1 protein-coding gene is annotated in these 17,038 nt (G+C 70.9%); it reads right to left on the bottom strand.

All coding sequences use genetic code 11. From position 1 onward, the window contains the following. Nucleotides 1-112 precede the first annotated feature (112 nt). The gene (locus tag ACFWUR_RS08155; protein WP_378903803.1) at nt 113-17,035 is read right to left on the bottom strand and encodes an amino acid adenylation domain-containing protein; all 16,923 of its coding nucleotides are present in this window, start codon (nt 17,033-17,035) and stop codon (nt 113-115) included. Between the last annotated feature and the right edge of the window lie 3 nt (nt 17,036-17,038).

Below are 17,038 nucleotides of genomic sequence, written 5' to 3'. Positions count from 1 at the left end.
CAACAGGGCACGAAGTTGCAACACGCCAGACCCTACGGGTTATCCGGTGGTTACAACAGGGGTAATCGTTACAACAGCGCGGTCACATCATGCCTCACCGACACCGCTGATGTCATCGCGCCCCGGCCGCACGGTCACCGGCGTCGAGCAGCTCCGCCAGCCGCGGCCCGATCTCGGCCAGCGCTTGCGGCGAGGTCATCTGATCATGCACCACCGCGACCGGCCGATCGCGCACCTCGCCCTCGACATACCGGGCCCAATTCGCCGACGCCGCCTCGTGTCCGAGCGCGCTGAAGTACTCGAGCCTGCCGCGGAACACAGCGGGCTGGTGCTCGGCGATCAGCTCGGCCGAGCGCACCGCGCTGCGATAGATCCGGCGCAACCGTTCCGGGGTGAGTACGGCCATGTTGTCCGGGATGATCGCGTGGAGCGCGGCCAGTGCCTCGTCGCTGAGTTCGCGCACGCCCGCGGCGGGCAGCGCCGCACTGATGTCGACGCCGAGTTCGGCGAGTCCGTCGCGGATCGCGGTGTGGAAGTCGGGGACATCGATGTCGGGGTGCGAATCCAGCATCACCAGCAGCGATATCTGCTCGCCCGCCTGCTGGAATTCGGTGGCCACGGCATGGGCGAGCACGCCGCCGAGCGACCAGCCGAGCAGCCGGTAGGGGCCGTGCGGCTGCACGGCCCTGATCTCGTCGACATAGCGGCGTGCCATGTCGGCGAGCGTGCCCGGCAGGTACCCCGCCTCGCTGAGCGCGGGCGACTGCAGGCCGAAGATCGGCCGCCGCGTCGGAATATATTGCGCCAGACCGGCATAGCACCAGGACAACCCGTACATCGGGTGGATGCAGAACAGCGTGCCGCCCGCCTCGGTGCCGTGCGGGACCCGGTTGCGGATGGTCAGCAGGACCCCGAGGGCGTCGTCGGATTCGAGGTCGGAGGTGAGGTCGTAGTCGCCCGCGGCGGACTGGGAGGCATCGATGCGGTCGGCCAGCGCGGCGACGGTGGCGTCGGTGAAGAACCACTGCACCCGCACCTCGGCGCCGACCCTGGTGCGCAAGCGGCTGATCGCCTTGGTCGCGACCAGGGAGTTGCCGCCGAGTTCGAAGAAGTCGTCGTCGAGGCCGACCTTGCCCGCGCCGAGCACCTCCGCGTAGACCTCGGCGACAGCTCGCTGCAACGGCGTGGTCGGCGGCCGGTAGGCGCGGGTGGTGAAAGCGGGGACGGGCAGGGCCTTGCGGTCGAGCTTGCCGCTGGCGTTGAGCGGCAACGATGTCAACGTCACCAGGGTCGCGGGCACCATGTAGGACGGGAGCGCGGCCCTGGCATGGGCGAGCACGGCGGTTTGATCGAAACCGGCAGCCGCGGTGCCGCTTTCGATCGAATAGCCCTGCGGCCGAACCGACGCGCCCGCTTCCGCCCGCTGGGCCTCGGCGGGCACCACGTAGCCGACCAGGCGATCACCCGTCGGGCCGTGGACGAGCGCGACGGCAGCGTGGCGGACACTGTGATGGTCGCGCAGGACGGCTTCGACCTCGCCGAGCTCGATGCGCTGGCCGCGCAGCTTCACCTGGAAGTCACTGCGGCCCAGGTATTCCAGGCTCTCGTCGGCCGTCCAGCGCACGACGTCGCCGGTGCGGTAGAGCCTGCCGCCGCCGGGATGGGCCACGAAGCGTTCGGCGGTGAGCGCGGGAGCTCCGAGGTAGCCGCGGGCCAGCTGCACGCCTTCCAGGTACAGCTCCCCCACGGTGCCGGGCGGGACCGGTCGCAGGTGACGGTCGAGCACGTGGACACGGGTGTTGGCGACCGGCGTGCCGATCGGAATACCCACGGCGGACACGGCTTCGACGTCTGCCGCGGTCACCACGGTCGCCTCGGCGGGTCCGTACCAGTTGATCAGCGTCGCCGCGGGGAGCGCCTGCGCGAACCGGTGCGCGGTCGAGGACGACAGCGCCTCGCCCGCCGCGAATACCCTTCGCAGTGCCGGGAATTCGCCGATGGCCGGGTCGGCGAGGAAGGCGTCGAGCATCGACGGTACGAAATGCACGGTGGTGACGCCGCGTTCGGCGATCACCTCGGCCAAGTAGGCCGGGTCACGATGGCCGTCGGGGGCGGCGATCACCACGGTTGCACCGGTGTGCAACGGCCACAACAGCTCCCAGGTGGAGATGTCGAAGGTGACCGGGGTCTTGTGCAGGACCACGTCGCCGGGGCCGTGCGGGTAGGCGCGCTGCGCCCACCGGAACTGATTGACCAGCTGCCGGTGGGTCAGCATGACGCCCTTGGGTGTTCCGGTGGTCCCGGACGTGTGGATCACGTAGGCGAGATTGTCCGCCTTCGGCATCGCGAGGTCCACCGCTTCGGCGCGGACAGCGGCGGGGTCGAGGACCGGGATCTCGGAGGCGGTGGTGAATCCGGTGGGGGCGAGCACACAGATCGGCGCGGCCGCGGCCAGCACCCGCTCGGTCCGTTCGACCGGGTGGTCCGGGTCGACCGGCACATAGGCCGCGCCGGTCCGCAGCACCGCGTAGATCGCGGTCACCAGGTCGATTCCGCGCCGCATCGCTACCGCGACGAGCGTTTCCGGCCCCGCACCTCGTGTCCGGAGACCGGCGGCGAGCTCGCGCACACGTTCGTCGAATTGCGCGTAGGTGTAGGTGTCGGCACCGTCGATCAGCGCGGTCGCCTGCGGTGTGCGCTTGACCTGGGCGTCGAACAACGACAGCAGGGTGGCCTCGTCGAGCAGTTCGGGCGCGTCGGTGGCGTTGACGGCCGACAGGGTCGCGCGCTCCTCGGCGAGTAGCACATCGATCTCGGCGATCCGGGCCCGCGGGCTCGTGGTGAATCTCGCGAGCAGCATCGAAAAACGTTGTGCCAGCGCGTTAACCGTGTCCTCACCGAACACATCGCGCAGGTACTTCACCGAGACCCGCAGCTGCCCGTCGGCGACCACCTGCACGGTCAGCGGGTAGTGGGTGCCGTTGGCGGCGTCCATGCCGGTGACGGCGGCCGAGCCGGACGCCGCCCGAGCGAGCCCCTCGCGGTCGACCGGGAACGACTCGAACACCACGAGCGAGTCGAACAGCGCGTCGATGCCCGCGATCTCCTGGATCTCACCGAGACCCAGGTAGTGGTGATCGAGCAGCGCGGCCTGATCGTCCTGCAACCGGCGCAGCAACTCGGCGACGGTATCGCCGGGACGCAACCGAACCCGGACGGGGATGGCGTTGAGGAACAGCCCGACCATCCGCTCCACACCGTCGAGCTCGGCGGGCCTGCCGGAGACGGTGGCGCCGAACACCACGTCGTCGCGGTCGACCAGCCGCGCGATGAGCAGACCCCACGCCGCCTGGATCACGGTGTTCACCGTGACGCCGAGACTCGCCGCGAGCTCGCTCAGCGCGCTGGTATCCGCAGTCGAGAGCACGAAGCCGGTTTCGCCTGTGCCCGTGGCGATCTCGCGACCCTGATCGACCGGCGCGAGCGGAGTGGGCTCGGCCAAGCCGGTGAGCGCGGTGCGCCAGGCGGTTCTGGCGGCTTCGGGATCCTGCCCGACGAGCCAGGCCAGGTAGTCGCGATAGGGCGCGACTTTCTGCAGCCGCCTGCTACGCCCGCCGACCACGTAGGCGGTGAGCAGTTCCTGCAGCAGCAGCGGTGTCGACCAGCCGTCGATCAGGATGTGATGGCTGGTGACGAGCAGGTGCGCGGTCTCGGCGGTGCGCACCAGGGTGAACCGCAGCAGTGGCGCGGCGGCCATGTCGAAGTGCGTGGCCAGGTCGGCCGCGCGAATGCGCTGGTAGGCGACGTCGTCGGCGTCGATGACCCGCCACGGCACGTCGATGTCGTCGAGCACCACCTGCAACGGGGTGCCCGCGGCGTCGGTGGCGAAGGCCACGCGCAGGTTGTCGTGCCGGTCGAGCACGGTCTGCGCGGCCGAGTGCAGTCGCTCGGTGTCCACCGACAGGTCGAGGTCGAGGACGAACTGCGTGATGTAGGGGTCGACCGAGTTCTCCGCCAGCAGCGCGTGGAACAGCATTCCCGACTGCAGCGGGGTGACCGGCCAGACATCGCTGAGCAGCGGGTAGCGGCGGACCAGGCGTGTCAGTTCGGTCTGGCCGATGCGCACCAACGGGAAATCCGACGGCGTGAATCCGCCCGCACCCGGACGCAATCCGTGTTCGGCGAGGCCGCCGAGCGCGCGGATCCAGTGTTCGGCGAAGACTTTCACGGCGTCGGCGGTGAGTACGGCGGTGGCGTAGTCGAATCGGGCGACCAGGCCGTCATCGGTCGCGTCCACGGTGAGTACCAGGGCGAGGTCGTCGCCTGCCACATCGGTGTGCACGCGCGCCGGGCGCAGGTCGCGCAGGCGTACCGCGAATCGGCCGCGGTCGAGTGTGCGGACGCTGTCGGAGGTTTCCTCGTCGAGGTAGCGCAGCAGGCCGAAACCGGCGCCGTGGGCGGGGACCGCGCGGCGCAGTTCCTTGATCTGGGCCAGTGCCGTCCCGGCGGCGGGACCGCCGACCAGCGCGTCGGCCACGTCGATGCCGTCCAGTCGCAGCGCGAGCGGGTAGTCGGTGGTGAACCCGCCGACCACGTTCTCGGCGTCGGGTCGACCGAGCAGGCGCTGGTCGGCGCGCAGCCGCACCACCGTGCCGATCGCCCGGGCGACGGCGGTGTCGGAGGCGGTGTGCAGGGCCAGCGCGGCGGCGGTGAGCAGTACCTCGTCGACGGTGGCGCGATAGGCCTCGGCGACGGTCCGCACCGCGGTGGTGCCCTCGCCGGTGATGCTCAGCGAGACCCGGTTGCGCAGATGCAGATCGACGGATTCGCCCGCCCTGGAACGGATCGCGCGGTGCCAGTACTCGCGTTCGGCCCGCGCCGCGGCGGTGGCCGGGTACTCGGCGAGCCTGCGGACCAGGTCGTCGAGTCCGGCGTCGGGTGCGGCGGGTGCGGCGTGGCGGCCGCGACTCCATGCCGAGGTCAGCTGGTCGACCACCGCGCGCCACGAGTTCTCGTCCAGGACGAGGGCATTCGCGACGACGATCAGGGTGGTCGCGCCCGCGGCCTCACCGGTGAGCACGAAGTGGATGTTGCGACCCTCGTCCGGGTCGAGTGCGGCGGCAGCCGCGGCGACGATGTCGTCGATGGGCAGCAGAGCCTCACCGTCTTCGGTGTCGAGCCTGCGGAAGGCGCCGCCGGTGCGTTCCTCGGGCGGCGGGATGCGCAGCACCGGGGTATCGCCGGTGCGGTCGAGCAGCACCCACAGCATCGGATGCTGGTTCATCACCGCGGCCGCGACGGCCGCCACGGCCGAGTCCGGGCAGTCGGCCGGGACCTCGAGCAGCACCGCGCGCGGTTCGACGGCGGTCTCGCGCGCTTCGATGAGCTGGGCGGCGGTGGCGGTGAGCGGGAGCGCGGCCTCCAGGGCACCCGATTCGACGGTGACTTCGGCGCGCCCGGCGAGGGCTGCGACGGTACGCGCGTCGAACAGGTCACGCGGTCGCAGGACCACGCCGGCCGCGGTGGCACGCGACACCACCTGGATGGCGGTGATGCTGTCGCCGCCGAGGGCGAAGAAGTCGTCGTCGAGACCGACCCGGTCGTGGCCGAGGACCTCGGCGATCACCCGGGCGATGGTCTTCTCGGCGGCGGTGCGCGGTGGCCGGTATTCGCCGCGGACGGCTGCCGGGTCCGGCAGCGCGCGCCGATCCAGCTTGCCGACGGGGGTCAGCGGAATCTCGTCGAGGACGACGATCGCGGCGGGCACCATGTAGTCGGGCAGCACCTGCGCGGCGAGCGCGGTGAGCTCGGCGGTGTCGAGTGACATGCCCTGATCGGCCAGGACATAGGACACCAGCATGGTCGAGCCGCTGCCGTTGTCACGGCCGAGCGTGGTGACCCAGGAGACGCCCGGTGCCGCGGCGAGCACGGCGTCGATCTCGCCGAGCTCGATGCGCAGCCCACGAATCTTGACCTGGAAGTCGTTGCGGCCCATGAACTCCAGCACGTCGCCGCGACGGCGCACGAGGTCGCCGGTGCGGTAGAGACGGGCACCCGCCTGCCCCGAGGCCGGCGCGGTCAGCGACCCGGCGACAGCGCCGAAGGGGTCCGCGATGAACCGCGACGCTGTCAGGGCGGGGCGCCGGTGGTAACCGCGGGCGAGTTGGATACCGCCGAGATAGAGCTCGCCGGTGACGCCTTCGGGAACCGGACGTAGCCGTTCGTCGAGGACCAGGGCACGGACGCCGCGGATCGGTCCGCCCATGTGGACGGCGTCGCCGGGGTGCAACGGGTCGCTGATGGCGGTCATCACGGTGGTTTCGGTGGGTCCGTAACCATTGTGGAAGTGCCGCTGGGGCAACGTGTTCCAGCGCGCGGCCAGATCGGCGGGTACGTGTTCGCCGCCGACGATCAGGGCGCGCAGACCGGGGACGCCGTCGGGGTCGAGGGTGGCCAGCACCGAGGGGGTCAGGAAGGTGTGGGTGACGCCCTCGGTGCGGATCAGCTCGGCGAGTTCGGTGCCGCCGACCGAGCCGGCGGGGGCGACCACGAGAGTGCCCGCGCCACCGAGGGCGAGCAGCAGTTCCAGCATCGACGCATCGAACGACGGTGACGCGAAAGCCAGTGCGCGCGTCGTGGAGTCGAGGCTGTAGCGCTGCTTCTGCTCGGCGCAGAAGTTGGCGAGTCCGGCGTGGGTGACCACGACACCCTTGGGCAGGCCGGTCGAGCCGGAGGTGTAGATCATGTACGCGGCGTTGGCGGTGCTCGGCGGGGCGAGCAGTTCGATTTCGCGCAGGCCGACAGTCGCGCAGCCGGCGATCTCGGCGGTGAACACCCGATCGTCGAGCACGACCCAGCCGCCGTCGCCGGACAGCGCGGGCAACCCGGCGAGTTCGGCGGCGAGGGTGATGCCGAAGACGGCGCCCGAGTCGGTGATCATGTGGCTGATCCGCTCGGCGGGGTAGCCGGGGTCGATCGGCACGATCACCGCGCCGGTGCGCGCGATCGCCCACACGGCGAGCACGGATTCTACCGAGCGCCGAATAGCCACGGCGACAGCAATTTCCGGTCCGGCACCGCGTGCGATGAGACCGCGGGCCAGCTGATTGGCGGCGGCATCGAGTTCGGTGTAGGTGAATCCGCGACCGTCACCGCGCAGGGCGATCCCGGTCGGATTCGCGCGCACCGCGTCGTCCATCAGCTGCGCGAGGGTGCGGGCAGGCTCGGCCGCCGGGCCCGCGAACGTGGTGTGCGCACGGAATTCGGCGGGGTCGAGCAGGTCGATATCGCCGACGGCGAGCCCGGGGTCGGCGGTCACGCCGGTGAGCAGCCGCACGAAGCGCCGACCGAAGTCGTCCACGGTGGCCGCGTCGAACAAGTCTGTCGCGTAGCCGAATTCGGCGTGCATACCGCCGTTGTCCGGTTGCTCGCGCACGGTGAGCAACAGGTCGAACTTGGCCTCGGCGGTGCGGGCATCCAGCGCACCCACCGTGATCCCTGGCAGTTCGAAGGCGACCGGGGCGAGATTCTCGAACGACAATGCCACCTGGAACAGCGGATGCCTGCCCGCCGATCTGGCGGGCTGGATCGCGTCGACCACCCGCTCGAACGGCACGTCGGCGTGGGCGAAGGCCCGCAGATCGGTGTCGCGGGTCTGGCTCAGCAGCGCGGCGAACGGGTCGCTGTCGACGATCCGGCTGCGCAGCACCAGGGTGTTGACGAACATGCCGACCAGATCGTCGAGCTCACGGGCGCCGCGGCCCGCGATCGGGGTGCCGATGGCGACGTCGTCGGTGCCGCTGAGCCTGGCGAGCAGCACCGCGAGCGCGGCCTGCACGACCATGAACACCGTGACGCCGTGCGCCCGAGCCAGCGCCGCGAGCTCGGCGTGCAGTGCGGCGTCGATCTCGAAGGTGCTGGTGGCGCCGGCGAACGACTGCACCGGCGGACGCGGGCGGTCGGCGGGCAGCGCGATCTCCTCGGGCAGCCCGGCGAGCTCGGCGTGCCAGTAGGCCAGCTGGGCGGCGGCCGTGGAGGTGGGGTCGGCTTCGTCACCGAGTGAGTGACGTTGCCACACCGCGTAATCGGCGTACTGCAGCGGCAGTGGCGACCAGGCGGGCGGCGATCCTGCCGTGCGCGCGGTGTAGGCAAGGACCAGGTCGCGGGTGAGCGGGCCCATGGAGAAGCCGTCCGCGCTGATGTGGTGGGCGACGAACACCAGCACGTGATCGTCGGCGCCGAGGCGCAGCAGCCGCAACCGGACCGGCGGGGCGACGGTGACGTCGAATCCGGCGGCGACGGTCCCCCGCACCTCGTCGGCGAGGGTGTCGGGGGTGACCTCGACCGGTGTCAGGTCGATACGCACCGCGTCGGGCGCGAGCACATCCTGGACCGCGACGTCCTCGCGCGCCGGATAGCGGGTGCGCAGGACCTCGTGTCGGGCGAACAGGTCGGCGACGGCGAGGCCGAGAGCGGGCAGGTCGAGGGCGCCGGTGAGGCGGATCGCGGCCGGGATGTTGTAGACGGTCGCGTCGGGATCGAGGCGATTGAGCAACCACATCCGCTGTTGTGCCAGCGACAACGGCACCCGCTGCGGGCGCGGCCCGGCGAGCAGTGCCGGGGTGGCGGCCTCGTCCGAACGGTGCACGCGCAGCGCGAGGTCGCCCACTGTCGGCGCCTCGAACAGCAAGCGGACGCCGACCGCCCGATCGAGCGCCGCGCCGATCCGGGCGGCGGCCCTGGTGGCGAGCAGCGAGTTGCCGCCGAGGGCGAAGAAGTCGTCGTCGGCGCCGACGGAAGACACGCCGAGGATGTCGCCGAAGACCTCCGCGACCACCTGCTCCGTCGGCGTCGCGGGCGCGCGGAAAGTCGTGGTCTCGAAGACCGGCGCGGGCAACGCCTTGCGATCCAGTTTGCCGTTGACGGTGTACGGCAGTTGCGCGAGTACCACCACGGCGTCGGGCACGAGGTAGGTGGGTAGTTTGTCGCGCAGCGCGGACTTCACCTGTGCGACATCGAGTTCGGTGCCGACGACGTAGGCGACCAGCCGGTCACCGAAGTGCGCGTCGGTGCGGGCCAGCACCGCGGCCTGGGTCACCTCGGGCAGTCCGAGCAGGACAGCTTCCACCTCGCCGGGCTCGACCCGGAATCCACGGACCTTCACCTGGAAGTCGCTGCGTCCCAGATAGATCAGCTCACCCGCGCGCGCGCCAGTGGTGCGAGCGACCAGGTCTCCGGTGCGGTACATCCGCGCGCCGGGTTCGAAGGGGTCGGCGACGAAACGTTCGGCGGTCAGGGCCGCCTTGCGCAGGTAGCCGCGAGCCAGCTGCACGCCGCCGAGGTACAGCTCGCCCCTGATGCCGGGCGCGACGGGGCGAAGGCGCTCGTCGAGGACGTAGACCCGGCTGTTCCACTCGGGGGCGCCGATCGGGACGGTCGAGACGTCGTCGGTGGTGACGCGGTGATCGGTGATGGAAACGGCCGCTTCGGTGGGGCCGTACAGGTTGTCGATCCTGGTGTCGGGCAATACCTTCAGCAGACGCTGGGCCAAGGCGGCGGGCAGGGTTTCACCGATCGCGAGGATGCGCGCCAACGCGACGACGCGACCCGAACCGGCCGGTGCGGTGCGGTTCTCGTCGTGCGAGCGCGACTCCCAGTACCCCGACAACGCGTCGAGTAGGGACGGCACCGCGGTCAGTGTGGTGACGTCGGCGTCGGCGATCAGGGCGTCGAGGTAGGCGGGGTCGCGGTGACCGTCGGGGGCGGCGATCACCAGCCGCCCACCGCAGACGGCAGCGGACCAGAACTCCCACACCGACAGATCGAAGGTGGCCGGGGTCTTGAGCAGGAACACATCGGTGGCATCGGTGCCGAATTCGCCACGGAGCCATTGCAACTGGTTGAACACCGCCGCGTGCGGCACCGCCACGCCCTTGGGGCGACCGGTGGAGCCGGAGGTGAAGATGACGTAGGCGGTGTGCTCCGGATGCAGCGGTGCGCGTCGGTCGGCGTCGGTGATCGGGCCGGGATCGGCGGCCGCGATCACCGGATGGTCGACCCGCACCACGGGCGCGGCGTCGGTGCGGAAGCCGTTGCTGAGCACACAGATCGGGGCAGCGGTGTGGAGGATGTAGTCGGTGCGATCGGCGGGCTGATCGGGGTCGATGGGCACATACGCGCCGCCGGACCGGCTCACCGCGTACATGGCCACCACCAGATCGATCGACCGTGGCAGGGCGAGCGCGACCAGCGACTCCGGGCCGACGCCGAGCGAGATCAGGTGGCGGGCGAGCTTGTTCACCCGGGAGTCGAACTCGGCGTAGGTGAGCTCGAGACGGCCCTCGGGCAGATCGGCGACGAGCGCGACGGCTTCGGGGCGGGCGATCAGCGGCAGGTCGGCGAGTGTTCCACCGGGCACCGCGAGATCCGCCGCGCCGCTCACGATTTCACGGGTCCGCTCGGTGTCGGTACGCAGGTCGACATCGCCGACCACCACGGCGGGCTCGCGCACCACCGCGTCGAGCAGCAACGTCAGCCGATCGGCGAAACCCGCCACCGTCGCGGCATCGAAAAGGTCGGTGGCGTAGGTGAAGAAGCCCTCGATGCCGGTGGGGGTGCCGTCCGCGTCGTAGCCGTCGCCGACGATCAGGTGCAGATCGAATTGCGACACCGCGAGTTCGGCGGAAACCGGCGCGATCCGCAAGCCGGGTAGTTCCAGTTCGGCCCGGGACACGTTCTGGAACGACAGGCCCACCTGGAACAGCGGATGACGTGCGGTCGAGCGCGGCGGATCGAGCACCTCGACCAGCCGCTCGAACGGGATGTCGGCGGCGGCGAACGCCGCCAGGTCGCTCCGACGCTGCGCGGCGAGCAGATCGGCGAACGTGGCGCCGCCGTCGTAGCGGGTGCGCAGGACGACGGTGTTGACGAACATGCCGATCAGATCGTCGAGTTCACGCTCACCGCGCCCGGCGACGGGGGTGCCCACCGCCACGTCGGCGGCACCCGAGAGCCGTGCCAGCAGCACGGCGAAAGCGGTGTGCAACACCATGAACACCGTCGCGCCGCCGTCGCGCGCGATCCGGGCGAGCGCGGCGTGGGTGTCGGCACCGATGCGCACCGGCACCCGCCCGCCGGCGAGCGAGGCGACAGCGGGGCGCGGGTAGTCGGCGGGCAGTTCCAGCAGATCCGGCAGATCGGCGAGCTCGCAGCGCCAGAACGAGAGCTGCTCGGCCGCGGCCGAATCCGAGTCGTCGTCGGCGCCGAGCCGGTCCAGCTGCCACAGCGCGTAGTCGGCGTACTGCACCGGCAGGGCCACCCAGTCCGGGGCGTGCCCGGCGGCCCTGGCGAGATAGGCGGTGGTCACATCGCGCACCAACGGCACCATCGAGGAGGCGTCCGCGGCGATGTGGTGGACCACCACGGCGAGCACGTGTTCGGTGGGCGCGTCGGGCCCGGTCCCGGTGATGTCGAGCAGCCGGACCCGCAGCGGAACCTCGGTCGTCACGTCGAACGCGGTCGAGGCGAGCGCGGCCACTTCGGCGATCAGCGCGGACTCCGGCACCGCTTCCCCGTCCGCGCCGATCCGGCGCACAGTGACCTCGAGGTCCACCTGGTCGACCGGCAGGATCTGCTGGATCGGACCGGCGGCGGTGTCGGGGTAGATCGTGCGCAGCACCTCGTGGCGGGCGAGCACGTCGCGCAGGGCGGTGGTGAGAGCGGGCACGTCGAGCGCGCCGGTCAGGCGCAGCGCGAAGGGAAGGTTGTAGGCGGCGGCTCCGTCGTCGACGCCCTGGTCGAAGCGGTTGAGGAACCACATGCGGCGCTGGGCGGGCGAGAGGGGTAGCTCGTCGGGACGGGGCAGGGTGCCGAGGCCGCCGGCCGGTTCCACCACGGCATCGGGGTCGAGGACGGCGGCGAGTCCCGCGACGGTCGAGGCTTCGAACAGGGTGCGCACGGCGATCCGGCCACCGGTGGCGGCACCGAGGCGGGCCACCAGGCGGGTGGCGATCAGGGAGTTGCCGCCGAGGGCGAAGAAGTCGTCGTCGGCGCCGATGTCGCTGCGGCCGAGCACTTCCCCGAACAGACCGGCGACGAGCCGTTCTTGGGCGGTGCTCGGCGCGCGGTACGTCCGCGCGGTGAAGTTCGGCGCGGGCAGGGCCTTGCGGTCGAGTTTGCCGCTGGGGTTGAGCGGCAACTCGTCGAGCACGGTGATCGAGGCCGGAACCATATACGCCGGAAGGGTTTTGGCGGAGAACGCTTGCAATCGGTCGGGCTGTGCGGCGTATCCGGGAGCGGGCACCACGTAGGCGACCAGCTGGTCGCCCAGCTCGGTCGACGCCACCAATGCCACGGCCTGGCTGACGGTTTCGTGGCCCAACAACGCCGTCTCGATCTCGCCGAGCTCGATCCGCTGACCACGGAACTTCACTTGGAAGTCGATCCGCCCCAGGTAGTCCAGTCGGTGGGGGGCGTTCGAGGTGGGCCTGCGCCACACCACGAGGTCACCGGTGCGGTACATGCGAGCACCTGTCGCGAGCCCGGAACCCCGGTGCGGCCCCATCACCGATCCGCTGCCGGACGCCGAGGCGACGAAGGGATCGGCGACGAACCGATCGGCGGTCAGGCCGGGTCGCGCGAGGTAACCACGCGCGAGCTGATCTCCCGCGAGATAGAGCTCGCCCGCGATCCCGGGTGGCACCGGTCGCAACCGCTCGTCGAGTACGTAAACCCGAGAGTTCCACTGCGGCAAGCCGATCGGGACCGAACGCTCGCCCGGGCGAGCGGGCCAGTAGGTCACCGAGACAGCGGCTTCGGTCGGGCCGTACAGGTTGTGCAACCTGGCGGAGCCGACCGCGGCCATGGCATCGACGGTCTCCGCTGGCAGTGCCTCGCCGATGACGAAGATCTCGCGCAGGGACGCCAGGTCCGCCACCATCGCGGACTGATCCCGGGGCCCGGACGCTGTGTCGGCGGCAGCAGCCTGCGCCGCGAAGATCGTGAGCATCGACGGGACGAAGTCGGTGACGGTGACCCTGTGCTTGCCGATCAGCTCGATCAGGTAGGCGGGGTCGCGGTGTCCGTCCGGGGTGGCCAGCACGAGTTTCGCGCCGACGCGCAGCGGCATGAAGTAGCCCCACAGCGACACGTCGAAGGTGGTCGCGGTCTTCTGCAGGTACACATCACCCAGTGCGAGCGGGTACTTCGCCAGCATCCACACCAGCTGGTTGTGGATGGCGGCGTGCGAGATCGCGACGCCCTTGGGCTTGCCGGTGGAGCCCGAGGTGAAGATGACGTAGGCGGGATGCTCGGGGTGCAGCGGCGCGCGCAGCTCCGAGGCAACGACCGGATCACCCGGCACGCCGGCGACATCGAGCTCGTCGAGCAACAGCAACGACGTGCCGGGCGCGACGTCGACGGCGTCGACGCGGGTGCTCAGCACGCAGGCGGGCCGGGCGGTGTCGAGGATGTAGGCGATCCGCTCGGCCGGATGCTCGGGGTCCAGCGGCAGGTAGGCGCCGCCCGCGGTGAGCACCGCGTACATGCCGATCACCAGCTCGGGCGAGCGCCGGATCGCCAGGCCGACAAGGCTTTCCGGGCCCACTCCCTGTTCGATCAGCACCCGCGCGAGACTGTTCACGCGCGCGTCGAACTGCCGATAGGTCAGCTCGGTGTCCTCGAACACGAGCGCGGTGGCGTCCGGATGCATCTGCACCGCACGGCGATACGCGTCGAGCATCGACTCCGGCGCCACCGGATGACGGGTGTCGTTCCAGCTCACGAGGGCTTGTTCGCGCTCGACGTCGGTGAGCAGATCGATATCGGCGATCGCGATGTCGGGGTCGGCGGTGACCGCGTCGAGCAGATGGGTGAGCCGGGCCGCCAACGTTTCGATGGTGTCGGCGTCGAACAGATCGGTGGCGTAGTTGAACGACGCCGCCATCGGCGCGTCGGGGTCGGTGCCGGGCACGATGGTGAGTTGCAGGTCGAAACGCGCCACCGCACCGCCGAATTCGACCGGGGTGGCGTCGAGACCGGGCAGGCGCAGGTTCGGCAGGTCCAGGTTCTGGAAGAACAGGGCCACCTGGAACAGCGGGTGATGGGCCTGCGAGCGGACCGGGTCGAGGAGTTCGACCAGCCGCTCGAACGGCAGGTCCGCGTTGGCGAAGGCGGCGAGGTCGGCGCGTTTGGTCGCGCGCAGCAGTTCGGCGAAGCTCGCGCGCGGGTCCAGGTGCGAGCGCAGGACCAGCGTGTTGACGAACATGCCGATCAGGTCGTCGAGTTCACGGGCACCACGCCCGGCCACCGGGGTGCCGATGGCGATGTCGTCGGAGTGGGCGAGCCGACCGAGCAGCACCGCGAAAGCCGCGTGGACGACCATGAATTCGGAGGCACCGCTGCGCTGGGCGAGTGCGGCGATCGCGGTGTGCACCGGCGCGGGAATCCGGAAATCCAGTTCCGCCCCGCGGCCGCTGAAGACGGGCGGGCGCGGGCGATCGGTCGGCAGATCGAGCCGGTCGGGCAGTCCGGCCAGCACCGAGCGCCAGTGCGCGAGCTGCGCGGCGGCCACCGAATCGGGGTCGTCCTCGGCGCCGATCAGTTCGCGATGCCACAGCGTGTAGTCGGCGTACTGCACCGGCAGCGGCTGCCAGTTCGGCCGCGACCGGTTGCGGCGCGCGAGATAAGCGCCGAGCAGGTCGCGCAGCAGCGGTGCGACGGAGGCGCCGTCGGCGGTGATGTGGTGCAGCGCGACGGCGAGCACGTGGTCGCGCGGGCCGAGTTCGGCCAGCGCCACTCGCAGCGGCACCCCGGCGGCGACGTCGAAGCCGGTCGTGGCGAATTCGCCGAGCCACAGCGGCAATTCGTCCTCGGTGAGCGTGTCGAAGAGCACATCGGGCACCGCGTCGGTGATCGGCAGCACCACCTGGTGGCCCACGCCGTCGACCACCGAGTCCGACCGCTCGAGGCCATCGGAGGCAGTGGCGTCGAAGATCGGGTAGTAGGTGCGCAGCGACTCGTGCCGGTGCACCAGGTCGGTCAGCGCGGCGTGCAGGGCGCGCGCGTCGAACGGGCCCGACAGCCGCAGCGCGAACGGGATGGTCTCGGCGGTGGAGTTCGGGTCGAACTGGTTGAGAAACCACATCCGTTGCTGCGCGGGCGAGAGCGGGATCAGCGCCGGGCGTTCCCTGCGGGTGAGCGGAGCGTCGCCACCGGCACCTTTGAGCGGTTCGAGCAGCGCGGCGAGCCCCGCGACGGTGGGGCTTTCGAACACATGCCCGGCGGGCACCCGGGCGGACAGTTCGGTGCCGAGCCGGGCCGCGGCCTGGGTGGCCAGCAGGGAGTTGCCGCCGAGGGCGAAGAAGTCGTCGTCCGCGCCGAGCGGCTCCGCCGGGCGCAGCAGCTCGGTGAAGATCTGGGCGACCAACTCCTCCGTCGCTCCCGAGGGGGCGCGGTACTCCTGCGCGCGCAGCGTCGGCGCGGGCAGCGCGGCGCGGTCGAGTTTGCCGACCGGGGTCAGCGGGATGGTGTCGAGCACCGTCAGCGCGGTCGGCACCATGTGCGCGGGTAGGCCCGCTTTAGCGCGCGCGATCAGCTCGTCGAGGTCGATGCGCGCACCGGGAGCCGCGTGCACGTAGGCGGCGAGAATGGTGGTGCCGTTGTCGAGTTCGTGGCCGACGGTGACCGCGAAGTCGACGCTGTCGGATTCGGTGAGGACCGCGTCGATCTCGCCGAGCTCGATCCGGAAGCCACGGACCTTCACCTGGAAGTCGTTGCGGCCGACGAACTCGACCGTGCCGTCGGCGCGTCTGCGCACGAGGTCGCCGGTGCGGTACATGCGCCCGCCCGCCGGATCGAACGGATCGGTGACGAAGCGCGACGCGGTGAGCGCCGGTCGCCGGTGATACGCGCGTGCCAGTCCGTTGCCCGCGAGGTAGAGCTCGCCGATGATCCCGTCGGGCACCCGCACCAGGCGCTCGTCGAGCACGTACTCGGTGACGTTGCGGATCGGCGGACCGATCGTCACCACGTGTCCGGGCACCAAGGGCGCGCTGAAATTGGTGCCCATGGTGGCCTCGGTGGGGCCGTAACCGTTGTACAGCTCGCGCGTGCCGCCACCGGCGAGCGGAAGCACCCAGCGCCGCACCAACTCCGGCGGGCACGCCTCGCCGCCCGCGACCACGACCCGGAAGTCGTCGAGGCCCCGTGGATCCACCGACGACAACGCGGTCGGCGTGACGAATCCGTGGGTAACCCGTTCCCGACGCAGCAACTCGGCCAGGTCGGCGCCGCCGTACACGGTCGGCGGAACCACCACCAGGGTCGCCGCACCGCACAGCGCCATCAACACCTCGAACACCGAGGCGTCGAACGACGGTGACGCCAGATGCAGGACCCGCGACTCGGTGCTGAGCCGGTAGTGCTCGCGCTGGTACTCGTAGACGTTGGCCAGGCCGCTGTGGGTCACCACCACGCCTCGGGGCAGGCCCGTGGAGCCGGAGGTGTAGACGACGTAGGCGGGGTGCGGCAGACGCAGTGGACGGATCCGGTCGTCGCGGGTCACCGGGTCGCTCGACTGTTCTTCGGTGGCCCGGCGCACGGTGTCGTGATCGAGGCACAGCCACTCGATGGTGGCGGGCAGCCGGTCCATCGCGGCATCGACCGCGACACCGAGGACCGCGCCCGCGTCGCCGAGCATGTGGGTGAGCCTGGCGGGCGGATAGTTCGGGTCGACGGGCAGGAACGCGGCACCGGTCTTGGTCACCGCCCACAGGGCGAGCACCGATTCCGGGGAGCGCGGGATGCCGACGGCGACGATGTCCTCGGGGCCGACTCCGCGCGCGATCAACAGCCTGGCCAGCCGGTTGGCGCGTTCGTCGAGCTCGGCATAGGTCCACCGCACCGGCGCACGCACACCGTCGGACCAGGACAGCGCGATGCCGTCCGGGTTGGACTCCACCGCGACGGACAGCAGTTGCGGCAGCGACTTGCCGCGCTGCATGGCACGGGCACCCGGCACCCGAGACATCCGGGTCACAAC

The organism is Nocardia sp. NPDC058633 (assembly GCF_042717045.1).
Classification (GTDB): domain Bacteria; phylum Actinomycetota; class Actinomycetes; order Mycobacteriales; family Mycobacteriaceae; genus Nocardia.
This window is presented reverse-complemented; position numbering and strand designations above follow the sequence as displayed.